Source organism: Sinobacterium norvegicum (genome assembly GCF_923077115.1).
GTDB classification, from domain to species: Bacteria; Pseudomonadota; Gammaproteobacteria; order Pseudomonadales; family Sinobacteriaceae; genus Sinobacterium; species Sinobacterium norvegicum.
Map to the genome: position 1 here is coordinate 85,730 of NZ_CAKLPX010000004.1, position 25,241 is coordinate 110,970.

Sequence of the window (25,241 nt, forward strand, 5' to 3'; positions counted from 1 at the left end):
CCGCAGACTAGGCAACAGAGACCGACCACTGATAACGTTCCTCGAGCGACAACTGCAGTTGATCGCCACTGGTCAGCGCTGACACGCCAGCCGGCGTGCCGGTCAACACCACATCCCCGGGCATCAGGGTAAATGATTGGCTCATCACCGCCAGCAAATCAGCAATTTTATGCATCATCATTGCCGCCAGACCATCCTGCTGCAAGCGACCATTCTTATGCAGACTAAACTGCAGCTTTTGCAAATCAGCAAACTCAGCCACCGGCACAAAAGACGTCAAAGGACAGGCGCCATCGAATGCCTTGGCGATTTCCCATGGCTGCCCCTTCTTCTTCAGAGCTGATTGCACATCACGCAGGGTTAAATCCAACCCTAGGCCAACAGCGGTTACTGCCGCCATCGCCTGCTCGCTATCCGCCCGCGTCAGACGCTGACCAATCAACAGAGCAATCTCAAGCTCATGATGCACCTCACCGCGATCTGCCGGTATCACAATCGGCTGATCAACAGCCACCACTGCAGTCTCTGGCTTGATAAACAGCAGCGGCGCCTCGGGGATGTCATTATTAAGCTCTCGAATATGATCCAAATAATTACGACCAACACAGACCACCTTGCCTACCGGCAGGTCGATGGGTTCACCACTGACTAAACGGTGTTGATAATCGCTCATAGATCGAACACCTTGCCAGGGTTCATCACATTCTGCGGGTCAAAAACCTTTTTAACGCTCTTCATATACTCAATTTCGACAGCGCTTCGAGTGTACTTAAGATAGGGTTTTTTCACCAAGCCGACGCCATGTTCAGCCGAGACAGAACCATTGTAGCGCTGCACAATCTCGAAGATTTGCTTCGACACCGCCTCACATTGGGCGACAAAGTCCGCCATCGGCGTCTCGTCGGGGCGCAGGATATTCAAGTGGGCATTACCGTCGCCAATATGCCCAAACCAGACAATTTCAAAATCGGGATAACCGGCCTGAACCAGCTCATCAACCTCGCCAATAAACTCAGGGATACGCGACACGCTCACCGACAAATCATTCTTGTACGGTGTCCAACGGGCCAGCGTCTCAGAAATGTCTTCTCGTAGGCGCCACAGATTTTGCGCCTGCTGCAACGATTGACTGATGACACCATCAACCACCCAACCCTCTTCCATGCAATGCTCAAACAGCGACATCGCGTGCTCTAATTCTTGCTCGGTCAACGATTCAAATTCAATCAGCGCATAGTAATCGCAGACACTGTCGAATGGTCGTTGCAAGTCTTGATGATCGACCACTTTCTGCAGGGCTTTTTCCGAGAAAAATTCAAACGCGGTGAGATCGATCTTACTTTGGAAGGCGTGGAGCACATTCATAATCGATGAGAAATGCTCAACACCCAAGACCAGTACACTGAGATTATGTGGCTGACGCGTCAGACGAATAGTGGCCTCGACAATCAAGCCAAGAGTCCCCTCGGCACCGATAAACAACTGACGCAAATCATAGCCGGCATTGTTCTTTAGTAGCCCGTGATTGAGCTCAAGAATTTCTCCACTGCCTGTCACAACCTTTAAACCTAACACCCAGTCGCGGGTCATGCCGTAACGGATGACCTTTATGCCACCGGCATTAGTAGCAATATTACCGCCAATCTGCGACGAGCCGCTGGAGGCAAAATCTACGGGATAAAAAAGCTGATGCTCCTCGGCATAGTTCTGTAATTGCTCAGTAATCACACCGGCCTGGCAGACCACGCTTTGATCGACAACGCTGAGATCACGAATCTCGTTCATCGCATCGAAGGCGATAACAACCTCACCATTAGTTGCCACGGCGCCGCCAGAAAGACCGGTACGACCACCGGATGGTACGATACCAAAGCCTTCTGCATTGGCCAGTTTAACAATCGCCTGCACCTGCTCGACAGTCTTCGGCAGGACAATCACTGAAGGGTCTGGGGTATAGATGCGCGTCCAGTCCTTACCAAAAGTCTGTAAGTCATCATCGCCAAGCAGTACTTTCTGCTCGCCGACTATCGCTTTTAAGTGATTGATTATTTCAGAGGATACTTTATTACTCATGACTGATTCCGAACCACAGGTGTTGATATTATCGCCACTATTCACCGTTAAAATGGTATCTAGGGCGAGTTTATAGGTGATTGATGCGGCGGCTATGTTACCATACGCGCACAAAAATTCTGCTAGTTCTCACAATGAAGTTCGGGGAATAAGATGTCTAAGACCTCGCTCGATAAGAGTAAAATTCGTTTTCTTTTATTAGAAGGCGTACACCAGTCAGCCGTTGATACCTTGGAAACGGCCGGTTACACCAACATTGAATACATCAAAACAGCGTTGGCTGGCGACGAATTAATCGCCAAGATTCGTGATGCACACTTTGTTGGCTTGCGTTCACGCACCCAGCTAACCGACGAGGTTCTCGCCGAGGCGAAGAAACTTATTGGTATCGGCTGCTTCTGCATCGGCACCAATCAGGTAGATCTAACATCAGCAATGAACCGCGGTATTGCCGTGTTCAATGCACCGTTCTCCAACACTCGCTCTGTGGCTGAACTGGTTATTGCCGAGGCAATATTATTGCTACGCGGCATTGCCGAAAAAAGCTCCAAAGCCCACCGCGGTGTTTGGGATAAATCTGCCACTGGCTCTTATGAGATCCGCGGCAAGACGCTTGGCCTGATTGGCTATGGCTCTATCGGCATGCAATTGTCTGTCATCGCAGAATCTCTCGGTATGAAAGTGCACTTCTACGATACTGTTAGCAAGCTGCCCCTGGGGAATGCGATTCAGATGCCGACACTACAGGCGCTTCTTGAAAGCTCTGATATCGTCAGCCTACACGTGCCTGAAACCGCCTCGACCAAGGACATGATTGGCGCCGAACAGATTGCCCAGATGAAAGATAACGGCATTCTCATCAACGCCTCACGCGGTACTGTTGTCGATATCGACGCCTTAGCTGCCGCGCTTGAGTCGAAGAAGCTGGCCGGCGCTGCCATCGATGTATTCCCGACCGAGCCCAAGTCAAACAACGAAGAGTTCGTTAGCCCACTGCGCGCTTTCGAGAACACCTTCCTGACGCCACACATTGGTGGCTCGACCATCGAAGCCCAGGCAAATATCGGCCTCGAAGTTGCCGAGAAACTGATTCGTTACTCCGATACCGGTGCAACGACATCTTCCGTCAACTTTCCAAGCGTTGCGCTGCCGGCCCATGAAGGCGTACACCGCTTGCTGCACATCCACGACAATCACCCAGGCGTTATGTCAGCGATCAACAAGGCGTTGTCTGATAACAATATCAACATCCTTGGCCAGTACCTACAGACTAACGATAGTGTTGGTTATGTGGTGATCGATATCGATCAGGATTTCTCAGAGCTGGCTCTGAACAAACTGAGTGCCATCGACGGTACGGTTCGCTGTCGCGTACTATTCTAAGTACACACTTAGTCAGCAATAAAAAAGGAGGCCTAGGCCTCCTTTTTTATTGTCTCGATTTCACCCTATGGCCGGTAGACCGATACGTTATGGTAGCCTTCATGCTTTAGATGCGAGGCGTGTAGCCGGCTCATCGTGCCCTTCTCACAGTACAGCATATAGTGCTCGCTCTGATCGAGTTCAGCGTACTTACCGTGCAACTCGAAGAAGGGTATATCCAACACCTCGTTCTTAGCCAACCGCAGCGGCGACAACTCCCTTTCGGTCGGATGGCGCACATCGATGACGATACTCTCGCCAACGGGGAACGGCATTACCTCGACATCCTCGATTTGCTCGCTCAGATCTATCTCATCGATATTAATCAGTTTGGTGTCTGCCACCGCCTTATCCAACACCGAAAAATCGAACTTGCCCTCTTCCCGCTCAATCTTTTCAGGCTTTGCCTTAGTGGTCGGCTTGACCGAGATAACACCACAATATTCTGGCATGTTGGCAGCAAACTCGGCGGTGCCGATCTGTTCGGCCAACTTGATGATTTCCGGCTTGTCCATGGTAATCAGCGGACGCAGCACCAAGCTGTTGGTCACCGAATCGATCACACTGAGGTTGGTCAGTGTCTGGCTCGACACCTGGGCCACACTCTCACCGGTGACCAGCGCCTGAACCCCCATTTGCTCGGCAATCTGGGTGCCGGCACGCAGCATCATACGCTTCAGAATAACCCCCATCTGAGAGTTGTCTACATTCTTGAGAATCTCGCCAACGACACCATCGAAGGGCACCGAGATGAAACGCACTCGATGTGAGGCGCCATATTTTTGCCATAGATACAGGGCAACTTCTTTCACCCCTATTTCGTGGGCGTGACCGCCGAGATTAAAGAACAGGAAATGCGTGCGCAGACCCCGCTTCATGGTCAAATAGCTGGCGACATTTGAATCGAAACCACCGGATATCAATGAGATAACTGGGTCGAGACTGCCTATTGGGAAGCCACCCAAGCCCTCGTGTCGCTCATTAATAACAAACAGGATGTCGTCGCGAACCTCTAATTGCACAGTAATCTCCGGCTTGCTGAGCTTAACACCCAGTGCCTCAGTGTGCTGGTTCAATCCGCCCCCTACATAGCGTTCGATATCGCCAGACTTAAACTCATGCTTGCCGGCACGTTTACAGCGCACAGCAAAGGTCTTGCCCGCCAAGCGCTCTCCCCAAATAGCCTTGGTCTTCTCGAAAATGTCGTGTAAATCACCCAGCGGGTATTGCACCACGTCATTGAAATAGGCAATCCCGGGGGTATTCGACAACACCTCGACAAAGCGGGGTAGCAACGCATCCTGCTCGCTGACGACAACCAGCTTGTCCCAATCCCGGATGACCTTCACATCGGCATCAACATGACGCAACAGCGTGCGCACATTATCTGTCAGCATGCGCACAAACTGCTTACGCACAGGCTTACTCTTTATGGTGATTTCGGGGAAAAACTTGACGACAAACTTCATAATAGCCCTAGAGATCAATAACAATATTTGTTCATTATAAAACACTTGATTGTCGCTGTACTTATCCTTAAGGTCTATACGGTAAAAAATGCACCAAAGCACCAAAAAAGAGCATTGACGCATCATATTGGTGCGACTAATGAGCCGAATTAGCGCGTTTTCCCCAAACAGGTGCACAATCCTTTGCAAAGTGCTTGAAATTGCGCCGATATCGACTCTGGCACGCCTCTTGCTTTTGTAAAGCCATATTTATAAACTCTCGGCATAAACCGAAGAGTTTTAATACTAAAAGAAATGGCACTAGCCGTAATATACCGACCGAGGACGTATTTATGTCACGCACAGTTAAACTAATCGCTGATAACGATATCAAATGGGTAGACCTTCGCTTTACCGACTTTAAGGGTAAAGAGCAGCACGTCACCATTCCTGCTTCAGAAGTAGGCGAGAGCTTCTTCGAAGACGGTAAAATGTTTGATGGTTCTTCTATCGCTGGCTGGAAAGGCATTAACGAATCAGACATGGTCATGATGCCTGAAGACTCTTCTTCTTACATCGATCCCTTCACCGAGTCTGCCACCGTTGTTATCATCTGTAACATCGTTGAGCCTACTACTATGCAGGGCTACAACCGTGACCCTCGCTCTGTTGCTGGCCGCGCTGAAGAATACCTACGCTCTACTGGCATCGCCGATACTGCACTGTTCGGTCCCGAGCCTGAGTTCTTCGTTTTTGACGACGTTAAGTGGAATGTTGATATCCACAGCACCAGCTACCAGATCAACTCTGAAGAAGCAGCTTGGTCTAGCAACAAGTCATTCGCAGACGGCAACATGGGCCACCGCCCTGTTGTTAAAGGCGGTTACTTCCCCGTACCACCACTGGACAGCCTGCACGACCTTCGTGGCGCCATGTGTGACGCGATGGAAGACATGGGTCTAGAAATCGAAATTCACCACCACGAAGTTGCCACTGCTGGTCAGTGTGAAATCGGTGTAGGTCCAGCCACGCTGACTAAGAAGGCTGATGAAGTTCAGATTCTTAAGTATGCTGTACACAATGTTGCTCACGCCTACGGCAAGACGGCTACCTTCATGCCTAAGCCTCTGGTTGGCGATAACGGTTCTGGTATGCATGTTCACCAGTCGCTTTCTAAAGACGGCGTTAACATCATGGCTGGCGATGCCTATGCTGGCCTTTCTGAAACTGCCCTGTTCTACATCGGCGGTATCATTAAGCACGCTCGCGCAATCAACGCTTTCGCCAACGCCTCAACCAACTCGTACAAGCGTTTGGTTCCTGGCTTCGAAGCGCCTGTTATGCTGGCTTACTCTGCTCGTAACCGTTCTGCTTCAATCCGTATTCCTTTCGTGCCAAGCCCTAAGGCCAGCCGTATCGAAGTACGTTTCGGTGATCCATCAGCCAACCCATACTTAGCCTTTACCGCTATGTTGATGGCCGGCCTTGACGGCATCCAGAACAAGATCCACCCAGGCGAAGCTGCAGACAAGGATCTATACGACCTTCCTGCTGAAGAAGCTGCCGAGATCCCAACTGTTGCTTCAAGCCTAGAGCAAGCACTACAAGCGCTAGACGCTGACCGTGCCTTCTTGAAAGCCGGTGGCGTAATGGACGACGACATGATCGACGGCTATATCGCATTGAAGATGGCCGAAGTTGAGCGTCTTAACTCTACAACTCACCCTGTTGAGTTCGAGATGTACTACTCAGTTTAATCACTCGATTAAATACGAAAAAAGGCCTGCTTTTGCAGGCCTTTTTTGTTGGCTGGTAAAAAGTCTGACCGCCAGACAGCAGCACTATAACCCTAACCATATGATTACCATTTTGCTTTGGCACTATTTTGGTGCGCTCACTCTTGCTAGTATCGATCGTGCTGACAAGGGCGGTCTTGGCCATGATGGCAAACTGACGCCATCACGGATGCCCCAGCAAACAATGCCTCATTCGGCAGTAATCCTCCGCGCCCACCTAAGTTGGTGTAGTTTTTGCTAAGCCTATAGTAATGACTAGCAAATATAGTTTTAAAACAATGGGGACTGGTAGTTAAACAATGATGAACAACGACTTACATGGCCTGCTTCTCGACAACCTGACAACGGCAGTCATGTTGTTAGATTCATCGCTGCGTATTACCTACCTCAATCCCGCCGCACGTATGCTGCTCGACTCCAGCGGTCATCGGGTACTCGGCCTGGATTTCAGCCTGTTGGTTCATCAAGACAGCGAATCTGTCAAAGCCCTGCGTGAGGCTGTCGATGTCGGTCGCTCGTTTACCAAGCGTCAAACCCTGCTGCAATTGCCTAATAGCCTCAGTATTACCGTCGATTACTCGGTAACACCGACTGAAGTCGGCAAGCAACCGGCACTGTTAATCGAACTGCAGCCAATGGATAGGATGCTGAAAATTTCACGCGAGGAGACGCTGATTGCCTCGCAGCAAAACAGTCGCACGCTGATTCGCGGCCTCGCCCACGAAATAAAAAATCCGCTTGGCGGCTTACGCGGTGCGGCACAATTACTGGCCCGTGAATTAAACGACGATGAGCTAAAAGACTACACCACGATTATTATTGAAGAGGCCGACCGGCTGCGTAATCTAGTCGACCGCCTACTGGGCCCCCATCGCATTCCGCAGGCAGCAATGACCAACGTGCACGAATGCTTGGAACGTATTACCACCTTGATCTCGGCAGAAACCGATGATGCTATTCACTTTGTCCGCGATTACGACCCCAGTATTCCACCACTTTATGCCGATAAAGAACAGTTGATTCAGGCGGCTTTAAACATCATCAGAAACGCCATGCAGGCCCTGGATGGTCTTGATAATCCGACCATTACGCTGCGCACCCGCGTACTGCGCCAATTCACCATCAGCAATATTCGCCACCGCCTGGTCTGCAAGATCGAGATCATCGACAACGGCCCCGGCATCCCCGCCGAGCTGGCCGAGACGATCTTCTTTCCAATGGTCACTGGACGCGCCGAAGGCAGTGGCCTCGGTCTGTCTATCGCACAATCTATTTTAAGCCAGCATCAGGGTCTGATCGAATGCAGCAGCGAGCCTGGCCACACCGAATTCTCAATGTATATCCCCTTGGAGCCATCAAATGAGCAATCATAATAATATTTGGGTAGTCGATGACGACCGCTCAATCCGCTGGGTATTAGAAAAAGCGTTGAATCAGGCGGGTATCGACACCACCAGTTTTGACTGCGCCGAGGCGGTTTGCCGCCAGCTTCCCAACGAGCGCCCCGACGTGATTATCAGCGATATCCGCATGCCGGGCATCGACGGCTTAGAACTACTCGGCAAGATCCACGAGACCTACCCCAATCTGCCGGTTATTATCACCACCGCCCACTCCGACCTAGATTCCGCCGTCGCCTCCTACCAGAGCGGTGCCTTCGAGTATCTGCCCAAGCCCTTCGATATTGACGAAACTGTGGCCATGGCAAAGCGGGCGCTGGCTCACAGCAAGGAGCAACAGCAGGAAGCCGCCTTCAGCGAAGATGTAATCGAAGAAACCGAGATCATTGGCGAGGCCCCAGCGATGCAGGAGGTGTTTCGTGCCATCGGCAGGCTGTCACACTCCAATATCACCGTCTTAATCAACGGTAACTCCGGCACCGGTAAAGAGCTGGTGGCACAGGCGCTTCACCGCCACTCACCCCGCTCAGAAAAACCATTCATCGCCCTCAACATGGCCGCCATACCGAAAGATTTGATGGAGTCCGAACTGTTTGGCCACGAGAAGGGTGCCTTTACCGGCGCCGCAGCACTCCGTCGGGGTCGCTTCGAACAGGCCGACGGCGGCACGCTGTTTCTCGATGAGATCGGCGATATGCCGGCCGAGACCCAGACTCGACTGCTACGCGTGCTGGCGGATGGCGAGTTTTACCGCGTCGGCGGCCACACCCCGGTCAAGGTCGACGTGCGTATTATCGCCGCCACCCACCAGGACTTAGAGCGCCTGGTGGCCGAACACAGCTTCCGTGAGGATTTATTCCACCGCCTCAATGTGATTCGCATCCACATCCCGACGCTGGCCGAGCGCCGCGAGGATATTCCCCGTCTGGCCAAGCATTTCTTCAATGCCGCGGCGGAGGAGCTGGCGGTGGAGACTAAAATATTAACCAGCGATACCGAGCAGTATCTCGCCGGCTTGAATTGGCCGGGTAACGTTCGCCAACTGGAAAACACCTGCCGCTGGGTGACTGTCATGGCCTCCGGTCGCGAGGTTCATATCGGCGATCTGCCGCCAGAGCTGCTCAATCAGCAACCCGAGGAGAAGGGGGCTTCAAACTGGCAGGATGATTTACGCAGCTGGGCCGAACAAGAACTTAATGGCGGCAAAAGCAAGCTGCTCGATACCGCGGTGCCGATTTTCGAGCGCATCATGATCGAGAGCGCGCTCAAACACACCAATGGCCGACGCCGCGACGCCTCGCAACTGCTCGGCTGGGGGCGCAATACACTGTCGCGTAAGATCAAGGAACTGGGTATGGACGAGGGCGGCGAAGAGCTGGAAAGCGAAACCGCTTAGCACCAGGCCCTCAACCAAGGCCGCGGAATAGCATCGACGGCCTCAATACTGGCGGCGCTTACTCGGCAGCGCCAGCGTAATCGAGCTGGCGCCAGGCCTCGTAGCTGATAATAGCCACCGAGTTAGACAGGTTGAGGCTGCGGTTATTCGGCTGCATCGGAATCTTGATCCGTAACTCGGGCGCAATCGTTTCCATCACCGCCGGCGCCAAGCCGTGTGTCTCGGCACCGAACAACAGTACATCACCGGCCTGATAAACAATATCGCTATGACTGCGGGTACCCTTGGTGGTACAGGCAATAATCCGACGGCCTGCCATCGCCTCGGCGAAGGCCTGATAGTGAGGATGGATCGTGGTATTGTCCAGATCGTGGTAATCGAGGCCGGCACGGCGCAACTTCTTCTCTTCTATATCGAAACCCATTGGCTCGATCAAATGCAGGCGGCAACCATTATTGGCGGCCAGGCGCATTATATTGCCAGTATTGGGGGCAATCTGCGGTTCAAACAGGGCGATCTCAAACATAACAACCATCATTCTTTGGCGACTTATCGATGGCCGCTATCTTAATACGTCGACCGTTATTTACCTACCGAAACTACACCTCTGTATGCCTCTCTATTCGCTCGTACCCTCTGGCAACCGCTTTGGCGCGGCGATATGAATACCGTGAGCGCGCAGCGTATTGTAGACGGCCATATTAATGGTGAACTTCTCTTGGTAATACGATTTGGTTGGCACCCAGCAGCGGATGCCGATGCAGATATTACCCTCTTCGAAGGCCTCGATACCGACCTGAGCCTGAGGGTCATCGATAATATTACCATTGTCACTCAGGCACTGGTTAATCAGCGCAACAACCTGCTCGGGGCTGTGCTGTTGGTCGACATGTAACAGCGTCTCGACCATCTTATATTCGAAGGTATTTTGTAATACCTCACCCACCGCATAGCGGTTAGGGATGGTGATTAACACCTTATCCTCGGTGATCAGCAGCGTCGCCGCCAGTTTAATATCGACTATTTGGCCGGTATAACCATAAACGACGATGGTATCGCCAATCTTAAATGGCCGGGTAAAGATGATCGCCAGACCGGCGGCGTAATTCGATAACAGTCCCTGCACAGCAAAGCCAGCCCCCAAACCTATCGCACCAATGGCGGCGATAAACGGCGTCACACTGATGCCAAACTTACCCAGCGCAATAATGACAAAGCAGAACAGAATCATCGCCTTCAAGGCATTGGCGATAAAATGACTGAAGGTGATGTCGATATCTTTGCGTTCGAGGTATTTAACCGCCGACTTACTCACCCAATTGGCCACCACGGCGCCAACAATTAAAATTAGAATCGCGCCAATAACCTGCATGCCGTAGTCGACACCAAAATTGATCAGGCTGTTATAGGCCTCGCCTATATAGGCCGCTTCTTGCTCCATGACACTCTCCATTGCTTAGTCTTTCAATCTAACGGCATAACTCTGCCAACACCCTGACTCGGCGTTCACTCTTGTCGACATAGGGGTTGTTTTTATCCCAGGCGTAGCCAGCCAATACCGAGCTGATCATCCCCTTTATCTCTGTGTTCTGCGGCCCATAGAAAATAATATCCTGCAACTCGTGGCTGTACCAGCTACTGACAAAGGTGCGAAACACATCGACGCCCTCGCCCAGTGGCTGGGCAAACTGCTGTTGCCAACAAACCTCTTCGCCCCGAAGTTGCCGAGCTAATAATGAGGCCGCCATACTGGCTGATTTCACCGCAATGGTAACCCCGGATGAGAATACGGGGTCGAGGAATTCACCGGCATTACCCAACAGCGCAAAGCGTTGACCATGCAGAGTTTTCACATTGGCGGAATAGCCGGTAATTTGCCTAACCTCGGTATCGTATTGTGCATCGACTAACAGCGCCGCCAAGCTCGAATCTTCGCTGACGATCTGCTGCAGTAATTGTTTCGGCTCCAGTTGATATTGCGCCAAGAACTCAGGCGTCGCCACCACGCCCAGTGAACAACGACCATCACCAAAGGGAATTAGCCACAGCCAAACATCCCGATGCTCGGGGTGAACCGTCACTAGAATTTTATGGCGGTCGTGGTCGGCACAGCTAATGTTGTCTTCAATATGGGTAAACACCGACTGCCTAACGGGGAAGTCCGAGGGCTGATGCAGATCGAGCAAACGCGGTAATACGCGGCCAAAGCCGCTGGCATCGAGAATAAACTGGCCGAAGAACCTCTGTTCCTCACCAAGGCTGTTTTTACATTCAACAGCAGCGAAGTCTGCCGTGATATCGACGGCGGTAATCTCATGCTGATAACGAATATCGGCGCCCTGTTCGGCGGCACTGTCGGCCAGTATTTTGTCGAAGTCTGCTCGCTGCACCTGATACGTCGTGTCCGGCCCCGGGCTGAACTTGTCGCTGAAATCAAAATCGCTGTAATGCGTCTGATAGCGGAAGGCGGCGCCGTTCTTGAATTGAAAACCGGCGTTGTCGACCGCTGCCAGCATACCGGCCTGCTCGAGATAGACCATGGTCTGGGGTAGCAGACTTTCGCCAATGGAGAAACGCGGAAACCGCTCTCGCTCCAGCACTAACACCTTAAAACCCTGCTGGCAAAGCAGCGCCGCGGCAACAGCTCCCGAGGGGCCTGCCCCTATGATAATGACATCGGCATCGAAACGGTGCATCAATCCTTACTCTCAGCTATTTATTATTCGATTTCATTAGTTTACACGCATAAAAAAACCTTGTGAGATTAATCACAAGGTTTTTATCAGTCACACTAAGCCGCGCTTAGTTTGGCTTCTGTTCGTCCTGCTTAACCAGGGCTTGCTGGTATAACGCTTCGAAGTTAACCGGCGCAACCATCAGTGGAGGGAAAGAACCCTTAACCACTAGGCTGTCGATGGTTTCACGGGCATACGGGAACAGAATGCTTGGGCATAAGCTACCAAGAACCTGATGCAGCTGCTCGCCTTCCAAGCCCTTGCACAGGAAGATGCCGCCCTGTTGTACTTCTACCAAGAAGGCAGTTTCATCTTCTTGCTTGGCAGTGACGGTCAGGGTTAAAACAACCTCGTAGTTGTCATCGTCCAACTTGCTGTTGCGGGTGTTAAGGTCAAGATTAACCTGTGGACGCCACTGCTGAGTAAACGCCTTTGAGCCCTGAGGAGCTTCAAATGATAAATCTTTGATGAAAATGCGCTGTAGGGCGAACTGCTGACCTTCTGGACCGTTTGCTGCCGCTTGATTTTCTTCTGCCATGTTATCCTCTTTTATCTGTTTTATTAGCCGGTTAACCGGCAAGCTTTGCTAACATCGGGTCTAGATCGCCATTGCGATCCAGCGCCCATAAATCGTCTGAGCCACCAACATGGGTGTCGCCAATCCAGATTTGAGGCACGGTGTTACGGCCACTTTTGTCCATCATGGTTTGACGAATATCCGGTTTGCGGTCGACAAAAATTTCTTCGACGTTGACCCCTTTGCTGTCGAGGATTGACTTGGCTCGATGGCAATACGGACAAAACGCGCTGCTGTACATTACAACTTTGGACATCACTCTACGCCTTTACTAAAGGCAGATTCTGCCCCTTCCACTCTAACATACCGCCTGTGAGGCGATAAACCTGCTGATAACCTGCAGCCTTTAATGCTTTGCCGGGCGCGCTGGATGCGGTGCCCTGCTTGTCTACAACAATAATGGGGACGGTTTTGTGTTTTTCCAACTCCACCATGCGATCATTTAATTTATTTGCAGGAATGTTAACGGAATCAACTATATGGCCAGCGCCAAATTCTTTGCTATCGCGGATATCCACCACCACACCGTCCTGTTTGTTCATCATATGAGACAATTGCTGCGGTGTAATCGTCGGCCCAGCCTTGCGTGCTTCATACATCATTAACAGGGTTGCCAAGACTAAAAATGCCGTGACCAGTATCCACTGCTGTCCAAAAAATTCAAAAAACAATGCCATTGCGGTTATCCCGATGAGTGTCAGTAAATGATACGTATATTGTATTCGAGGCGGCATTATACACAGCCTTGCCACCACCAACAAAGTGGTAATATCCACCACTATGTAACGCCTCCAACCATGCTGCTCAACTCACCGTTGTCAGCGCTGCCAATAGCCATGGCCGTCATCAGCAGGTAGAATATCGGAAAATTTTTGCCCCGGCGGTCAGCCGCCTAACATTGGCCCAAAACAACAAGTATTAAACCTATGACAAACAGCAAGAAAACGCCGATTGCACTGATTATTCTCGATGGCTGGGGCCACCGTGAAGCCACTGACTACAACGCCATCGCCCACGGCAATACGCCGCACTGGGATAAGTTAATTGCCGAGCGACCACACACGCTGATCTCGGCTTCCGGCGAGGATGTCGGCTTGCCCGAGGGTCAAATGGGCAACTCCGAAGTAGGTCATATGAGCCTCGGTGCCGGCCGCATTGTCTATCAAAATATCAGCAAGGTTGACCAGGCAATCAAGACCGGTGAATTCGAAACAAACGCCGTGCTAGTCAAATCGATCGATGATGCCGTTGCCGCCAATAAGGCCGTTCACCTCATGGGGCTGCTATCTCCCGGTGGTGTCCACAGCCACCAGCGCCATATTATTGCCGCCATTGAATTGGCTGCCAAACGCGGTGCAAAAGCCGTCTATCTCCACGCCTTTCTCGACGGTCGCGACACACCGCCGCGCAGCGCCGAGACATCGATTGCCGCCATCGATGACGTCTTTAGCACCTTGGGCTGCGGCCGTATTGCCTCGATTATTGGCCGCTACTACGCCATGGATCGCGACAACCGTTGGGATCGCGTCAGTCAGGCCTACGAGCTGTTAACCGAGGCCAAGTCAGAATACAGCTTTGCCTCTGCCACCGAGGGCTTGAATGCCGCCTACCAACGTGATGAAAATGACGAATTCGTCGCCGCCACCGTCATCCAGACCGCCGGCCAGCCAACAGCAACCATTAACGATGGCGACAGCGTGCTGTTCATGAATTTTCGTGCCGACCGCGCCCGTGAGATTACCCGTGCCTTTGTCGACACCGACTTCGATGGCTTCGCACGTAATACCGTGCCTGCGGCCAGTTTCACCACACTGACCGAATATGCTGCCAGTATCAAAGCCCCCTGCGCCTTCCCGCCGGTATCACTCGACAATGTCCTCGGTGACTATCTTGCCAAGCAGGGTAAGACCCAACTGCGCATCGCCGAAACCGAAAAATACGCTCACGTCACCTTCTTCTTCAGCGGCGGCCAGGAAGAGCTGTTCGAAGGTGAGCAGCGCATTTTAATCAACTCGCCCGATGTCGCAACCTACGATTTGCAGCCTGAAATGAGTGCGCCCGAGGTCACCGAGAAACTGGTTGGCGCCATCGAAGGCGGCGAATTTGATGTCATTATTTGTAACTATGCCAACGGCGATATGGTCGGTCACACCGGTGTCTTCGAGGCAGCCGTCAAGGCCGCAGAGGCAATTGACCAGAGTGTTAAAGCCGTCACCGACGCCATCGAGCGAGTTGGGGGACAATGTTTGATCACTGCCGATCACGGTAACTGTGAGCAAATGCTCGATACGGTCAGCGGTCAAAAACATACCCAGCACACCACCGAACACGTGCCGCTGGTTTATGTTGGCCCGCAGGACATCAGTCTTAATAGCAATGGCCGCCTGTGCGATATGGCGCCAACCCTGTTATCGCTGATCAACGTCGAGCAGCCCAGTGAAATGACCGGCGTTTCTCTCGCCGTAAAACAATAAGAGTAGCCACGACTATGAAAACAGGGCAATGGCTGATTGCCATATTATGCCTGGTGTTTAGTGCCGGTATGCCGTTCCATGCCGGCGCCGATGAAGTTGACGACATTAAAGCTGAAATCAACAAACTGCAAAAATTGCTCAAGCAAACCAAGGGCCAGCGCAGCGAGTTACAACATCAGCTTCAGCAATCCGAAACCGATATTAGCACCATCCAAAAAGAAATAAGAACAATCCAACAGGGTATTAAAAAGGAGAATAAAAACCTCGACCAACTGCACAGTGAACGTCAAGAATTGCAGCAGTCCAAGGCCGAGCAACAACAGGCCGTTGAACAACAGCTAACCCAAGCCTACCAAAACGGTAGGCAGCAAAAACTGAAACTGCTGCTTAACCAGCAGGACCCCACCACCGTTGCTCGGCTGATGATCTATTACGACTATCTCAGCAAAGCCAATATTGCCCAGATTCAACAGTACAACCACACCATTGCACGGCTCGACCAAATCGAGCCGGACATGGTCGCCAGCCGAGACAAGCTCAGACGCGACCACGACAAGCTCAGCCTCCAGCGACAAAGCCTCAAAAAACAACAGTTCAGCCGACGCCAAACCCTGACGCAAATCGAAAAAACAATTAAAGATAAAGACAAAGAGCTGCAGCGCGAACAAATCCAACTCGAACAATTACTTAACACCATGCAGCAAAACCTCGCCGACATGAAGCTACCCGGCGACTATACACCGTTCAAAAAACAAGCAAAATCAATGCCGTGGCCTACCAAAGGGCAGTTGCTCAACGGCTTTGGTGGCAAGCGTAACAGCGCCGGTTTGCGCTGGCAGGGGGTCAATATTGCCGCCCGAGAAGGCGCCGACGTGCAGGCGATACACCGAGGCCGTGTGGTGTTTTCCGACTGGTTTAAAGGTCTCGGCATGTTGGTTATTGTCGATCACGGTGATGGCTACCTCAGCCTCTACGCCCACAATCAGGCTATCTTTCCCGCCCCTGGCGACTGGGTTCAGCGAGGTGAAGCCATTGCCACCGTCGGTAATTCCGGCGGCCAAAAAACCTCTTCTCTTTACTTCGAAATCCGCCATAACGGCAAGCCCCAAAACCCTAAGAAATGGTGTAAATAGCCGTTTTAAACCTCAATTCCCCTGCAAATAATAATAATTGCTTACATTTGCCCGTCTAAAATATACAGTATAGAAAAGCTCTCTAACCCTCTGTTTATTTCGGTTACAGCCATCGCTACTATTTTTGGAGTCAGTTTTAATGCCGCTGTTTCAACACCTGATCAAAACCGCCGCACTGTCTGCCGTTTTACTGTCGACACCACTGGCTCTGGCCGATGACACCACCAGCACTGAGCCCACGCCACCGCCGGCGCAATTACCGCTGGAAGAGTTGCGCATTTTTGCCGATGTCTTTAATCAGATTCGCCAGGCCTATGTCGAAGAAGTCGACGATAAAACGCTACTTGAAAACGCCGTCAAAGGCATGTTAACCGGACTCGATCCACACTCAGCTTATCTTGACGCCAAGACCTTCGACGATATCAAAGAGAGCACCAGTGGCGAATTCGGCGGCCTCGGTATTGAAGTAGGCATGGAAAACGGCTTTGTTAAAGTCATCTCCCCCATTGATGACACCCCCGCCTCCAAGGCCGGTGTCGAGTCCGGCGATCTTATTATCCAAATCGACGACAAGCCTATTAAAGGGTTGAGCCTCGATGACGCGGTCAAACTGATGCGGGGCGCCAAGGGCAGCAAAATCACTCTCACCATCGTCCGCGAGGGCAACGACAAGCCCTTCGATCTGGTGTTAACCCGGGCTATTATCAAGGTAACCGCGGTGCGCAGCAAAATGCTGGCGCCAGATTATGGCTATCTGCGCATCGCCCAATTCCAAGGCGCCACTGGTGACAACACCACCAAAGAAGTGAAAAAACTCATCGCCGAAAACCAGCAACCGCTAAAAGGTCTGGTCATTGATTTACGCAACAACCCCGGCGGGGTTTTACAAGCCTCGGTCAAAGTCGTCGACAACTTCATTAACAGCGGCTTGATTGTCTATACCGAGGGTCGCCTGCAAAACAGCGAAACCCGCTACAGCGCCACCGAGGGTGACATTCTCAATGGCGCGCCGATTGTCGTGCTGATCAATGGCGGCTCAGCCTCGGCCTCTGAAATCGTAGCCGGCGCCCTGCAGGATCATCGCCGTGCCGTAGTCATCGGCACCGACAGTTTTGGCAAGGGCTCGGTACAAACCATCGTACCGCTGACCGAAGACAAGGCCATCAAGCTCACCACAGCACTCTACTTCACCCCCGATGGTCGCTCGATTCAAGCCCAGGGCATCAACCCCGATATCGAAGTGCAGCGGGTTAAGATTGAGGCCATTGATGACCGCCGTAGAATTACCGAGGCCGATTTACAGGGCCACCTCAACAACGGCAACGGTGGCGATGAAAGCAATTCGGCTGAGCGTGAAAGACGCAAGGCTAATCAGTTAATTAAAGATGACAATCAATTGTTTGAAGCATTGAACCTGCTTAAAGGCATCAATATTTTAAAGCCGGCCGCGCCGGTTGCAGAGACCGACAAAGCGGCCTAACAATTGCCACCCACCACATTTTAACAGCTCCGGCGTCAGTCGGAGCGGTATGATTGATGACTTATTTACGTTCTGCCCTGCTAGTCCTAATACTGCTTAGCCATGTTACTGCCGCCGATAATTCCGTGGCGACAGCTGCCACCGCCCAAAAGACCTTCAAACTGGTATTGATCATCGATGATCTTGGCAACAACTATGCCCAGGGTCAGCGCGCCGTCGAATTACCCGGCCTCGCTACCATGGCAGTTTTACCCCATCGCCCCAGCAGTAAACGACTTGCCCGCAATGCCTTTGAGCAGGGCAAAGAAGTCATTCTGCACGCGCCGATGAGTAATGTGCACGGTAATAATTTGGGGGCCGGTGCTCTGACGCTGAATATGCCCGAGCAACAGTTGCTAGAGACCCTGCGCGATAATATTGCGTCGATTCCGCACGTGGTCGGAGTCAATAATCATATGGGCAGCGAACTGACCTCTGACCGTCAAGCGATGTCGCTGGTCATGGCGGAATTACAGACGCAGCAGCTTTATTTCGTTGACAGTCGCACCACGATCGAGACCGTCGCCGCCGAGCAGGCTGAATTGCTGGGCTTGCCGAGCATGGAGCGACAGGTGTTTCTCGATCACGTGATCAATACCGAGGCCATTGCTAATGAGTTCCAACGCTGGCTCAAGTTGGCCGAGAAGAACGGCGTCGCCGTCGCCATCGGCCACCCCCACGAGGCCACGATGAGCTACCTAGAGCAGCAGCTTCCGACACTGGCCGCAGCCGGATTCGAGCTGGTGACACCGTCACAGCTTTTACTGTCGCAACAGACAGGGGCAGAGGTATTCGAAGAGCGTGAACTAGCGTCAGCGACTGAGTTACCGGCGGAGCTGCCGGCCGACAAGAAAAAGCCCCAGCCTATCCTGGAACTTTATCGGTCACTGCTAAAATTGAGCAGTTTATAGCCGGACGTCGACACCCTGGGCACGCATAAATGCCTTTGCCTCGGGCACGGTATATTCACCAAAATGAAAAATACTGGCCGCCAGTACCGCATCAGCCTTACCTTCGACCACACCGTCAACCAGGTGCTGCAGGTTGCCAACACCACCGGACGCGATGATGGGGATATTAACCGCATCACTGATAGCGCGGGTCACACCGAGGTCGAAGCCATTCTTCATACCATCTTGATCCATACTGGTCAGCAAGATTTCTCCGGCGCCGTATTCGGCCATCTTAATGCCCCACTCAACCGCATCAATACCGGTCGGCTTACGGCCTCCGTGGGTAAATATCTCCCAGCGTGGCGTCTCACCGGCAACAGAAACCTGCTTGGCGTCGATGGCGACGACAATACACTGAGAGCCAAAACGACTGGCCGCTTCCTTGACAAAATCCGGGTTGAAGATAGCGGCGGTGTTGATGGCGACCTTATCGGCACCAGCATTAAGCATTAATCGAATATCATCACATTGACGAATCCCGCCACCAACAGTCAGTGGGATAAACACCTCACTGGCCATCTTCTCGACTGTATGTACCGTGGTATCCCGGCCCTCGGAGCTGGCGGTAATATCGAGAAAGGTAATCTCATCAGCACCTTGCTGATCATAGCGTTTGGCAATTTCAACAGGGTCACCGGCATCGCGGATATCCAAAAACTTAACGCCTTTGACGACACGGCCCTTATCAACATCTAAACAGGGAATAATACGCTTTGCTAAGCTCATACCAACTCTCAATTCTTATCGCTAATATTGCTGGGGCTTTGATTTGTTAAGCACACCCACAGCTCGTTCAACCAAGGCGGCCAATATTACCAGAGACCGCTGCCGCTGACACGGCTTGTTACTGTTTCAACATTATTCCTGATCCTGCCGCATGGCGTCTTTAAAGCCATGGATTAGTCGCCGATCACGTTTGTTAGGCCGCCGCTCTGTATGCACCATACCGGCGTTTTGTTGGCGGCGTTGCTCGCTGTTCATCGCTCGCTTGGCAATGCTGTCATCGGTCTCGCGGTACAGTTCCTTGGCTACGTCAAAACCACGACGCTGATCCGATAGCTGCTCGACAAAAACCGTCTTCACATCGTAGCCCTGGCGAATAGCCAGTTCGCTGCCGACAACAACCTCCTTGCTGACCTTGCAACGGGCGCCATCGAAATGCACCTTGCCCCCCTCAATCGCCTGCTTGGCCAGTGAACGCGTCTTATAAAAACGGGCTGCCCACAGCCACTTGTCGAGCCGAATTTTTTTACTCTTATCAGGCATGAATTACTCTCCCTCTACTGGCGGCATGATTTCATCGAAATGATGAAATTGGGGGTAGCGCAGATCTGACCGGCAGGGATTTTTGCTGTCGGGCTGGGACAGCGTCAATAAATGTTTAATGCCAAACGCCTCTGCGCTGGCCAAAATGTTTTCAGTATCATCAATAAACAGCGTTTTATTGGGTTCAAACGGGAACTGCTGCCGCAGCTGCTGCCAAAACTTAGCCGACTCCTTCGGTTCGCGGTAATCATGAGAGGCTACCATGGCATCGAACCACGGCCTTAAATCGACCTTTTTCATTTTTAAGTCTAAGCCGGCTCTGTGCGCATTGGTGACCAATATCACCTGTTTATTTGCTGCCTTTAATGCCTGCAAAAATTCGATGACAAAAGGCCGGGGGGCGATTAAATCAGCTATCTCGTCCTTTAAACCGACAATGTCCACATCGAGCTCGGCCTGCCAGTAATCGAGGCAGTACCAGTCCAAACTACCCTTGGTATCCATGATTTTGCCATACAGCAGGTCCTTGGCAATATCGTAGGGCATAGCTTTGAGCTCGCTATAGCGCTTGGGCAAATGCTGCAACCAAAAATGATTGTCGAAATGTAAATCCAACAACGTGCCATCCATATCCAATAGCACCGTGTCTATCGCCTGCCAATCGACCATGTAAACCTCTTCAATAATTCCTGGGCGGCGTTTTATACCGGGCCGCTATTTTAGACCGTAGTGGTGTTGTTATACTAGCGCCTTCTCACTAACGACGACGCCTTTATGAGCGAGCAGCAGCCCCCCAAAATCATCGATCAACAATGGCTTACTCACAGCAAGCTGTTTCATGTTGAGCAATTAGACCTGGCGTTTAGTAACGGCGAGCAACGGCGCTATGAACGGCTCAACCCAGGCCGCCATGCCGGGGTGATGGTGCTGCCTATTCTCGACAACCATTCACTGATATTGATCAAAGAGTTTGGCGCCGGTATCGACCAATATTACCTGTCCTTCCCCAAGGGCGCCGTCGATTCAGGCGAAGATATCCTCGACGCCGGCCTGAGAGAGCTGCAAGAGGAGGCGGGCTTTGCTGCCAAACGCTTAACACCCTTGAAGCAAATCTCGTTATCGCCATCCTATATGGGCAATCAGATGCAGTACATTGTCGCCGAGGACCTCTACCCCAGCGCATTGCCTGGCGACGAGCCAGAGCCTTTAGAGGTAATTCACTGGCCGCTGAGTGAGATTGACCAGCTCGCGCTACACCCGCAATTTATTGAATCCTATGGCTTGGCAGGGTTGGCGCTACTACGCGCACATCTATCGGCAGGTAAAAAATAGCTCGGCCAATTTTCTAATTGTTTGCTTTCAGAGGCTTAGCATTTTCAACCACCGCCAAACTTGCACAGAGTGTTAACCTCTCCTATTTTTATAGCACAACAGCACTCTCGCCATGACACAAACGTATGGCCGAGTCACAATAATGTGGTTAGCTTGCAGGACGCAAAACAATGAAAACCCAACGCCATAGCGCCGAAGACCGTCGCGAACAACGACGCCGCGCACTGCTTCACCTACACCTAGAAAACACTGAACAGCTTCGCGATAAGCTACAGCAAGAAATACACTCTATCGATGACAAACTGCAGGACTTAAAAATCGCCAGCAACAACGTCAATTTTGGTCTGATGCAAACCTACGTCGAGATGCTACACAGTCGCCAATCCCTGTTTCGTCAATTAGACTCTGGTAAACCGCGACTCTGGTAAGTATCGAAACAAAAAGGGCGCCCGCACCCTGCCGGCTACCCACTGAGCCCTGCCAGCCAAAGCCTCACCCGCATGCCCCAGCTTGATGTAATGCCCGAGGTTACCTGATTGACCTCGCCGCTTTGATTGATGATGAAAATACTCGGCGTCACTGTCACGCCCCACTGCTTAGCATAGAGTCCGTGCTCATCATTAATGGTCAAAAAATCATAACCCTGCCTGGCTAAATGCTGATTGACCTCGGCGTTATCCCCAGAACTTAGCGCCATAGTAACCACCTGATAATCATCGGCGATGGTATCAACTGCCGGCGAGACTACATTACAGATAGGGCACCAACTGCCCCAAAAATACACCAGAACCGGGCCCTTGGATAACTGCTCGCTGAGATTAAAGCGCTCACCTGCAATTGTCGCCACATTAATTTCTGGCGCCATACCGCTGACCATATTGCGCTGCTGATAAAATGCCGCAGCCATTGCTGCCAGACAAATAATGACAAGAGTTTTTGCCGTCGACGTCCAAAAAGAAGACTGTTTCCAAAAAGCGGGCATTAGCACAAGCTCATAAGATTAGAGATATTATATGACTAACTATTAACCTTTAAGTTCCCGTTGATAAGGTGATTTACCACTAGTAATCGTCGAGATCTTCTCCTAGTCTTAGCAACTATTTTGAATATTTCACCCATTAAATTACGCTATTAAGGATGTTTACATGAGGCTGTTTTCGACCGCTAAATTGGCGCTTAAGACTCTGCTGACAGCGGTAAGCGTCACCGCCGTATTAACCGGCTGTGATGAACAACCAAAAGAGCCGAGGGCGGCTGCCGAACAGGCTGAACGACAAATATTGCAAGAGACCGTATCGACACCCGAGGAGCTGTTAGCCCTCTTCCAACGTCTCAGCTATACCAACGAGAGCTGGCAGCAGGGCATCCATCAGGTGCCTCGGCTGATCGCCGGCGATATTACAGAAAACTGGCAACATATTTCTAATACCATCCCCGTACAGCAGAAGAAGAATATCTTTTTCCGGCTAATGGCACCGCTGATTTTAATCTCTAACGAAAACATTATTGCCGAGCGCCAACTGATTCAAAACGGCGACCGTGACAGCGCTGAGGTCAAACAAATAGCCATACGCTATCGGGTGCTCAAATCGCTGAATGACAGCCTTGATGAGAACAGCTATGCCGAATTGCTTAGCCGTGTCGATACCGTGCCGCCGTCATTGGCGCTGGCGCAATCCGCCGAGGAGAGTGGCTGGGGCACTTCACGTTTTGCCGCCGAGGGTAACGCCTTGTTTGGCCAATGGGACTTCAGCGGCAAGGGTATGATTCCTGAACGTCAAAGAAAAGAGTTGGGCAACTATGGCCTCGCTCGCTTCGACTCGCCTCTGGCCTCAGTTGAGGGCTATATGCTTAATCTCAACACCACCGGCGCCTATCAAAACCTACGCGACCTTCGCCAACAACTCAGGGCCGACAAGCAAAAAGTCACCGGCAAGGCGCTGGCGACAACACTGGACAAATACTCTGAGCGCGGCCAAGCCTATATCGACGGGTTGCAGCAGATGATGTCGTTTAATCGATTGGCGGCCACCGATGAAGCGTACCTGTCAGACAGCCCTGAAATCCAATTGATTACCGTGCCCGCTAACGCAAAATAGCCCGTGAGGGCGAGACAAGACATCGCCCTCTAAAACACCTTAATCAATACTTTCCAGCACCGCCTTCACATCACCTCCGGCCGGCTTCTGGTAGATTTTGAGGTCAAACTCCGGTGCTATCGCCATAATATGATCAAATATGTCCGCCTGGATGTCCTCGTAAACGCCCCATTCCGTCGTCGTGGTAAAACAGTAAATCTCTATCGGCAACCCCTCGGAGGTAGGCGATAAATGTCGCACCAACAGTGTCATATCTTTATGAATGTCCGTGCGCTGCTTTAAATAATTATAGATATACGCACGCATAGTGCCGATGTTAGTCAGCTTGCGACGGTTAATCACGTCCTCTTCGCTGCTGGTGACAGTACTGTTTGCCAGCTGAAGTTCGGACTCTTTGTGAGCCAGATAGGGCTTTAACAATTCGACCTGCTTGAGCTTCTGTTGTCTTTGCTCGCTCAAAAAACCGATGGTTGCGGTATCGAAGTATAACGAGCGTTTGATACGACGACCTCCGGACTCGCTCATGCCCCGCCAGTTTTTAAAGGAGTCGCTGATCAATCGATAGGTCGGGATGGTACTGATGGTCTTATCCCAGTTTTGTACCCGCACCAGGTGTAATTCGACATCGACGACATCACCATCGGCACCAAAGGCCGGCATTTCAATCCAGTCTCCCACACGCACCATATCCTGGGCCGATAGCTGAATACTGGCCACCAAGGACGATATAGTGTCTTTGAATACCAACATCGTCACCGCCGTCATCGCGCCCAAACCACTGAGGAAAATAGTGGGCGATTGACGAAGAATAATCGACACCACCAAGATACTACCAACAACCCATACAAAGATTTGTACCAGCTGAATAAAGCCTTTGATCGGCCGCTGCTTAGCGTTGGGGCGCTGTTCGTATATGCTGTTAAACGCGTTCAACAAATAATTAACGGTCAGCACTAGAATCAAGCTCATATAGACAAAGACGGCATTACGTATCACCAGATCAAATTCCGGTGGCAGGCTGGGAATTAAATCGATGCCCCAGTAGATAATTATCGCCGGTAATAGCTGTGCTAGGCGGTGGATAACCCGGTGATCGACAATGGCGTCATCCCAAGTTGTCTTGGTCGAACGGGCGTATTTAACAATGCCTCGCTTGAGGTACTCTTTTAAAAATATATCGGCCACCAAGGCGGCAATAATAATCGCGGCAACACTCGCAGCGTCAGGCATAAGCGGATGAATATCAGCAAGATTGCTAAACATTTTTATTCTACTCTCGGCAATAATCGGGGGTTGAATGACTATAGCATTGCTGGCCACAATATTGGATGCCAGCGAGAGGGGGAATCGTAGAACCGTCGACCCGTGGGCAATCAGACCGGCATAAATAACGCGCATAAAAAAAGCCGTTACCTTGCGATAACGGCTTTTTAAATATGGTGCCCGGAGACAGAATCGAACTGCCGACACGGGGATTTTCAATCCCCTGCTCTACCGACTGAGCTATCCGGGCGTTGTCTTGAAGACGGGGCGTATTAAACAAGCTCAGCCCCAATGAGTCAAGCGCTGAAATAGAAATTAAAGCAATATTTTCACTATTTCTCCCAAGCCATCAATA

At 51.5% G+C, this 25,241-nt stretch carries 25 protein-coding genes and 1 tRNA gene; 11 read left to right on the forward strand and 15 right to left on the reverse strand.

Translation table 11 applies throughout. From position 1 onward, the window contains the following. Positions 1-7: 7 nt before the first annotated feature. Both L9P87_RS14945 and L9P87_RS14950 read right to left on the reverse strand, forming a co-directional pair. On the reverse strand, positions 8-673 hold the full coding sequence (locus L9P87_RS14945; protein WP_237445563.1) for a fumarylacetoacetate hydrolase family protein: 666 nt from the start codon (positions 671-673) through the stop codon (positions 8-10). Next, the gene (locus tag L9P87_RS14950; protein WP_237445564.1) at positions 670-2,073 is read right to left on the reverse strand and encodes an FAD-binding oxidoreductase; all 1,404 of its coding nucleotides are present in this window, start codon (positions 2,071-2,073) and stop codon (positions 670-672) included. Before L9P87_RS14950 ends, L9P87_RS14945 begins: the two co-directional genes overlap by 4 nt. 153 nt (positions 2,074-2,226) lie before the next feature. Here L9P87_RS14950 and serA point away from each other — a divergent pair, with 153 nt between their 5' ends. Then, positions 2,227-3,456, forward strand: a complete 1,230-nt coding sequence (gene serA / locus L9P87_RS14955; protein WP_237445565.1) for a phosphoglycerate dehydrogenase — start codon at positions 2,227-2,229, stop codon at positions 3,454-3,456. Positions 3,457-3,521: 65 nt separating this feature from the next. Here serA and thiI read toward each other — a convergent pair whose 3' ends face one another. Further along, on the reverse strand, positions 3,522-4,964 hold the full coding sequence (gene thiI / locus L9P87_RS14960; RefSeq protein WP_237445566.1) for a tRNA uracil 4-sulfurtransferase ThiI: 1,443 nt from the start codon (positions 4,962-4,964) through the stop codon (positions 3,522-3,524). Between the two features lie 332 nt (positions 4,965-5,296). On the opposite strand from thiI, the gene glnA reads away from it, so the two are divergent. The 3 genes from glnA to ntrC all read left to right on the forward strand — a co-directional run bounded on the left by glnA (position 5,297) and on the right by ntrC (position 9,535). Further along, positions 5,297-6,700 (forward strand): glutamate--ammonia ligase, encoded by a 1,404-nt coding sequence (glnA, locus tag L9P87_RS14965; RefSeq protein ID WP_237445567.1) that lies wholly within the window; start codon positions 5,297-5,299, stop codon positions 6,698-6,700. A 338-nt stretch (positions 6,701-7,038) separates the two neighbouring features. Continuing rightward, entirely contained in the window at positions 7,039-8,112 is a 1,074-nt protein-coding gene (glnL, locus tag L9P87_RS14970) for a nitrogen regulation protein NR(II) (protein WP_237445568.1), read from the forward strand. Beyond that, on the forward strand, positions 8,099-9,535 hold the full coding sequence (gene ntrC, locus L9P87_RS14975) for a nitrogen regulation protein NR(I) (RefSeq protein WP_237445569.1): 1,437 nt from the start codon (positions 8,099-8,101) through the stop codon (positions 9,533-9,535). The genes glnL and ntrC overlap by 14 nt, the downstream gene beginning before the upstream one ends. A gap of 58 nt (positions 9,536-9,593) precedes the next feature. On the opposite strand, the gene L9P87_RS14980 is transcribed toward ntrC, so the two are convergent. The 6 genes from L9P87_RS14980 to L9P87_RS15005 all read right to left on the reverse strand — a co-directional run bounded on the left by L9P87_RS14980 (position 9,594) and on the right by L9P87_RS15005 (position 13,626). After that, positions 9,594-10,061, reverse strand: coding sequence for a tRNA (cytidine(34)-2'-O)-methyltransferase (locus tag L9P87_RS14980; RefSeq protein ID WP_237445570.1), 468 nt, complete (start codon positions 10,059-10,061; stop codon positions 9,594-9,596). 93 nt (positions 10,062-10,154) lie between these two features. Continuing rightward, positions 10,155-10,976 carry a mechanosensitive ion channel family protein gene (locus L9P87_RS14985; protein ID WP_237445571.1) on the reverse strand — a complete coding sequence of 274 codons (822 nt, stop codon included), beginning with the start codon at positions 10,974-10,976 and terminating at the stop codon, positions 10,155-10,157. Between the two features lie 28 nt (positions 10,977-11,004). After that, positions 11,005-12,231: an NAD(P)/FAD-dependent oxidoreductase gene (locus L9P87_RS14990; protein WP_237445572.1), complete on the reverse strand. Its 1,227-nt coding sequence runs from the start codon at positions 12,229-12,231 to the stop codon at positions 11,005-11,007. Positions 12,232-12,337: 106 nt separating this feature from the next. After that, positions 12,338-12,808 (reverse strand): protein-export chaperone SecB, encoded by a 471-nt coding sequence (secB, locus tag L9P87_RS14995; protein ID WP_237445573.1) that lies wholly within the window; start codon positions 12,806-12,808, stop codon positions 12,338-12,340. 31 nt (positions 12,809-12,839) lie between these two features. Then, a complete protein-coding gene (gene grxC, locus L9P87_RS15000) occupies positions 12,840-13,103 on the reverse strand; it encodes a glutaredoxin 3 (protein ID WP_237445574.1) in 264 nt (87 codons plus the stop codon). A gap of 4 nt (positions 13,104-13,107) precedes the next feature. Then, a complete protein-coding gene (locus L9P87_RS15005) occupies positions 13,108-13,626 on the reverse strand; it encodes a rhodanese-like domain-containing protein (protein ID WP_237445575.1) in 519 nt (172 codons plus the stop codon). Between the two features lie 147 nt (positions 13,627-13,773). Here L9P87_RS15005 and gpmI point away from each other — a divergent pair, with 147 nt between their 5' ends. From gpmI to L9P87_RS15025, 4 genes are all read left to right on the forward strand, one after another. After that, a complete protein-coding gene (gene gpmI / locus L9P87_RS15010) occupies positions 13,774-15,321 on the forward strand; it encodes a 2,3-bisphosphoglycerate-independent phosphoglycerate mutase (RefSeq protein WP_237445576.1) in 1,548 nt (515 codons plus the stop codon). Between the two features lie 14 nt (positions 15,322-15,335). Next, positions 15,336-16,454: a murein hydrolase activator EnvC family protein gene (locus L9P87_RS15015; RefSeq protein WP_237445577.1), complete on the forward strand. Its 1,119-nt coding sequence runs from the start codon at positions 15,336-15,338 to the stop codon at positions 16,452-16,454. A 139-nt stretch (positions 16,455-16,593) separates the two neighbouring features. After that, positions 16,594-17,934, forward strand: a complete 1,341-nt coding sequence (locus tag L9P87_RS15020; protein WP_237445578.1) for a S41 family peptidase — start codon at positions 16,594-16,596, stop codon at positions 17,932-17,934. A 56-nt stretch (positions 17,935-17,990) separates the two neighbouring features. After that, positions 17,991-18,884 (forward strand): divergent polysaccharide deacetylase family protein, encoded by an 894-nt coding sequence (locus L9P87_RS15025; protein WP_237445579.1) that lies wholly within the window; start codon positions 17,991-17,993, stop codon positions 18,882-18,884. Here L9P87_RS15025 and hisF read toward each other — a convergent pair. The 3 genes from hisF to yrfG all read right to left on the reverse strand — a co-directional run bounded on the left by hisF (position 18,879) and on the right by yrfG (position 20,861). Continuing rightward, positions 18,879-19,652: an imidazole glycerol phosphate synthase subunit HisF gene (gene hisF, locus L9P87_RS15030; RefSeq protein ID WP_237445580.1), complete on the reverse strand. Its 774-nt coding sequence runs from the start codon at positions 19,650-19,652 to the stop codon at positions 18,879-18,881. The genes L9P87_RS15025 and hisF overlap by 6 nt on opposite strands. A 132-nt stretch (positions 19,653-19,784) precedes the next feature. Further along, entirely contained in the window at positions 19,785-20,192 is a 408-nt protein-coding gene (locus L9P87_RS15035; RefSeq protein WP_237445581.1) for an RNA-binding S4 domain-containing protein, read from the reverse strand. 3 nt (positions 20,193-20,195) lie between these two features. After that, positions 20,196-20,861 (reverse strand): GMP/IMP nucleotidase, encoded by a 666-nt coding sequence (yrfG, locus tag L9P87_RS15040; protein WP_237445582.1) that lies wholly within the window; start codon positions 20,859-20,861, stop codon positions 20,196-20,198. Between the two features lie 105 nt (positions 20,862-20,966). On the opposite strand from yrfG, the gene nudE reads away from it, so the two are divergent. Together nudE and L9P87_RS15050 are read left to right on the forward strand one after the other, a co-directional pair. Beyond that, complete coding sequence (nudE, locus tag L9P87_RS15045; protein WP_237445583.1) at positions 20,967-21,524, forward strand: ADP compounds hydrolase NudE; 558 nt, start codon at positions 20,967-20,969, stop codon at positions 21,522-21,524. Positions 21,525-21,694: 170 nt separating this feature from the next. After that, positions 21,695-21,952, forward strand: coding sequence for a hypothetical protein (locus tag L9P87_RS15050; RefSeq protein WP_237445584.1), 258 nt, complete (start codon positions 21,695-21,697; stop codon positions 21,950-21,952). 35 nt (positions 21,953-21,987) lie between these two features. On the opposite strand, the gene L9P87_RS15055 is transcribed toward L9P87_RS15050, so the two are convergent. Then, complete coding sequence (locus tag L9P87_RS15055) at positions 21,988-22,506, reverse strand: protein disulfide oxidoreductase (RefSeq protein WP_237445585.1); 519 nt, start codon at positions 22,504-22,506, stop codon at positions 21,988-21,990. 163 nt (positions 22,507-22,669) lie between these two features. On the opposite strand from L9P87_RS15055, the gene L9P87_RS15060 reads away from it, so the two are divergent. Then, entirely contained in the window at positions 22,670-23,623 is a 954-nt protein-coding gene (locus tag L9P87_RS15060; RefSeq protein ID WP_237445586.1) for a glucosaminidase domain-containing protein, read from the forward strand. Positions 23,624-23,662: 39 nt separating this feature from the next. Here L9P87_RS15060 and L9P87_RS15065 read toward each other — a convergent pair whose 3' ends face one another. Continuing rightward, entirely contained in the window at positions 23,663-25,021 is a 1,359-nt protein-coding gene (locus L9P87_RS15065; protein ID WP_237445587.1) for a mechanosensitive ion channel family protein, read from the reverse strand. A gap of 39 nt (positions 25,022-25,060) precedes the next feature. Further along, a tRNA-Phe gene (locus L9P87_RS15070) sits at positions 25,061-25,136 on the reverse strand. Positions 25,137-25,241: the final 105 nt, after the last annotated feature.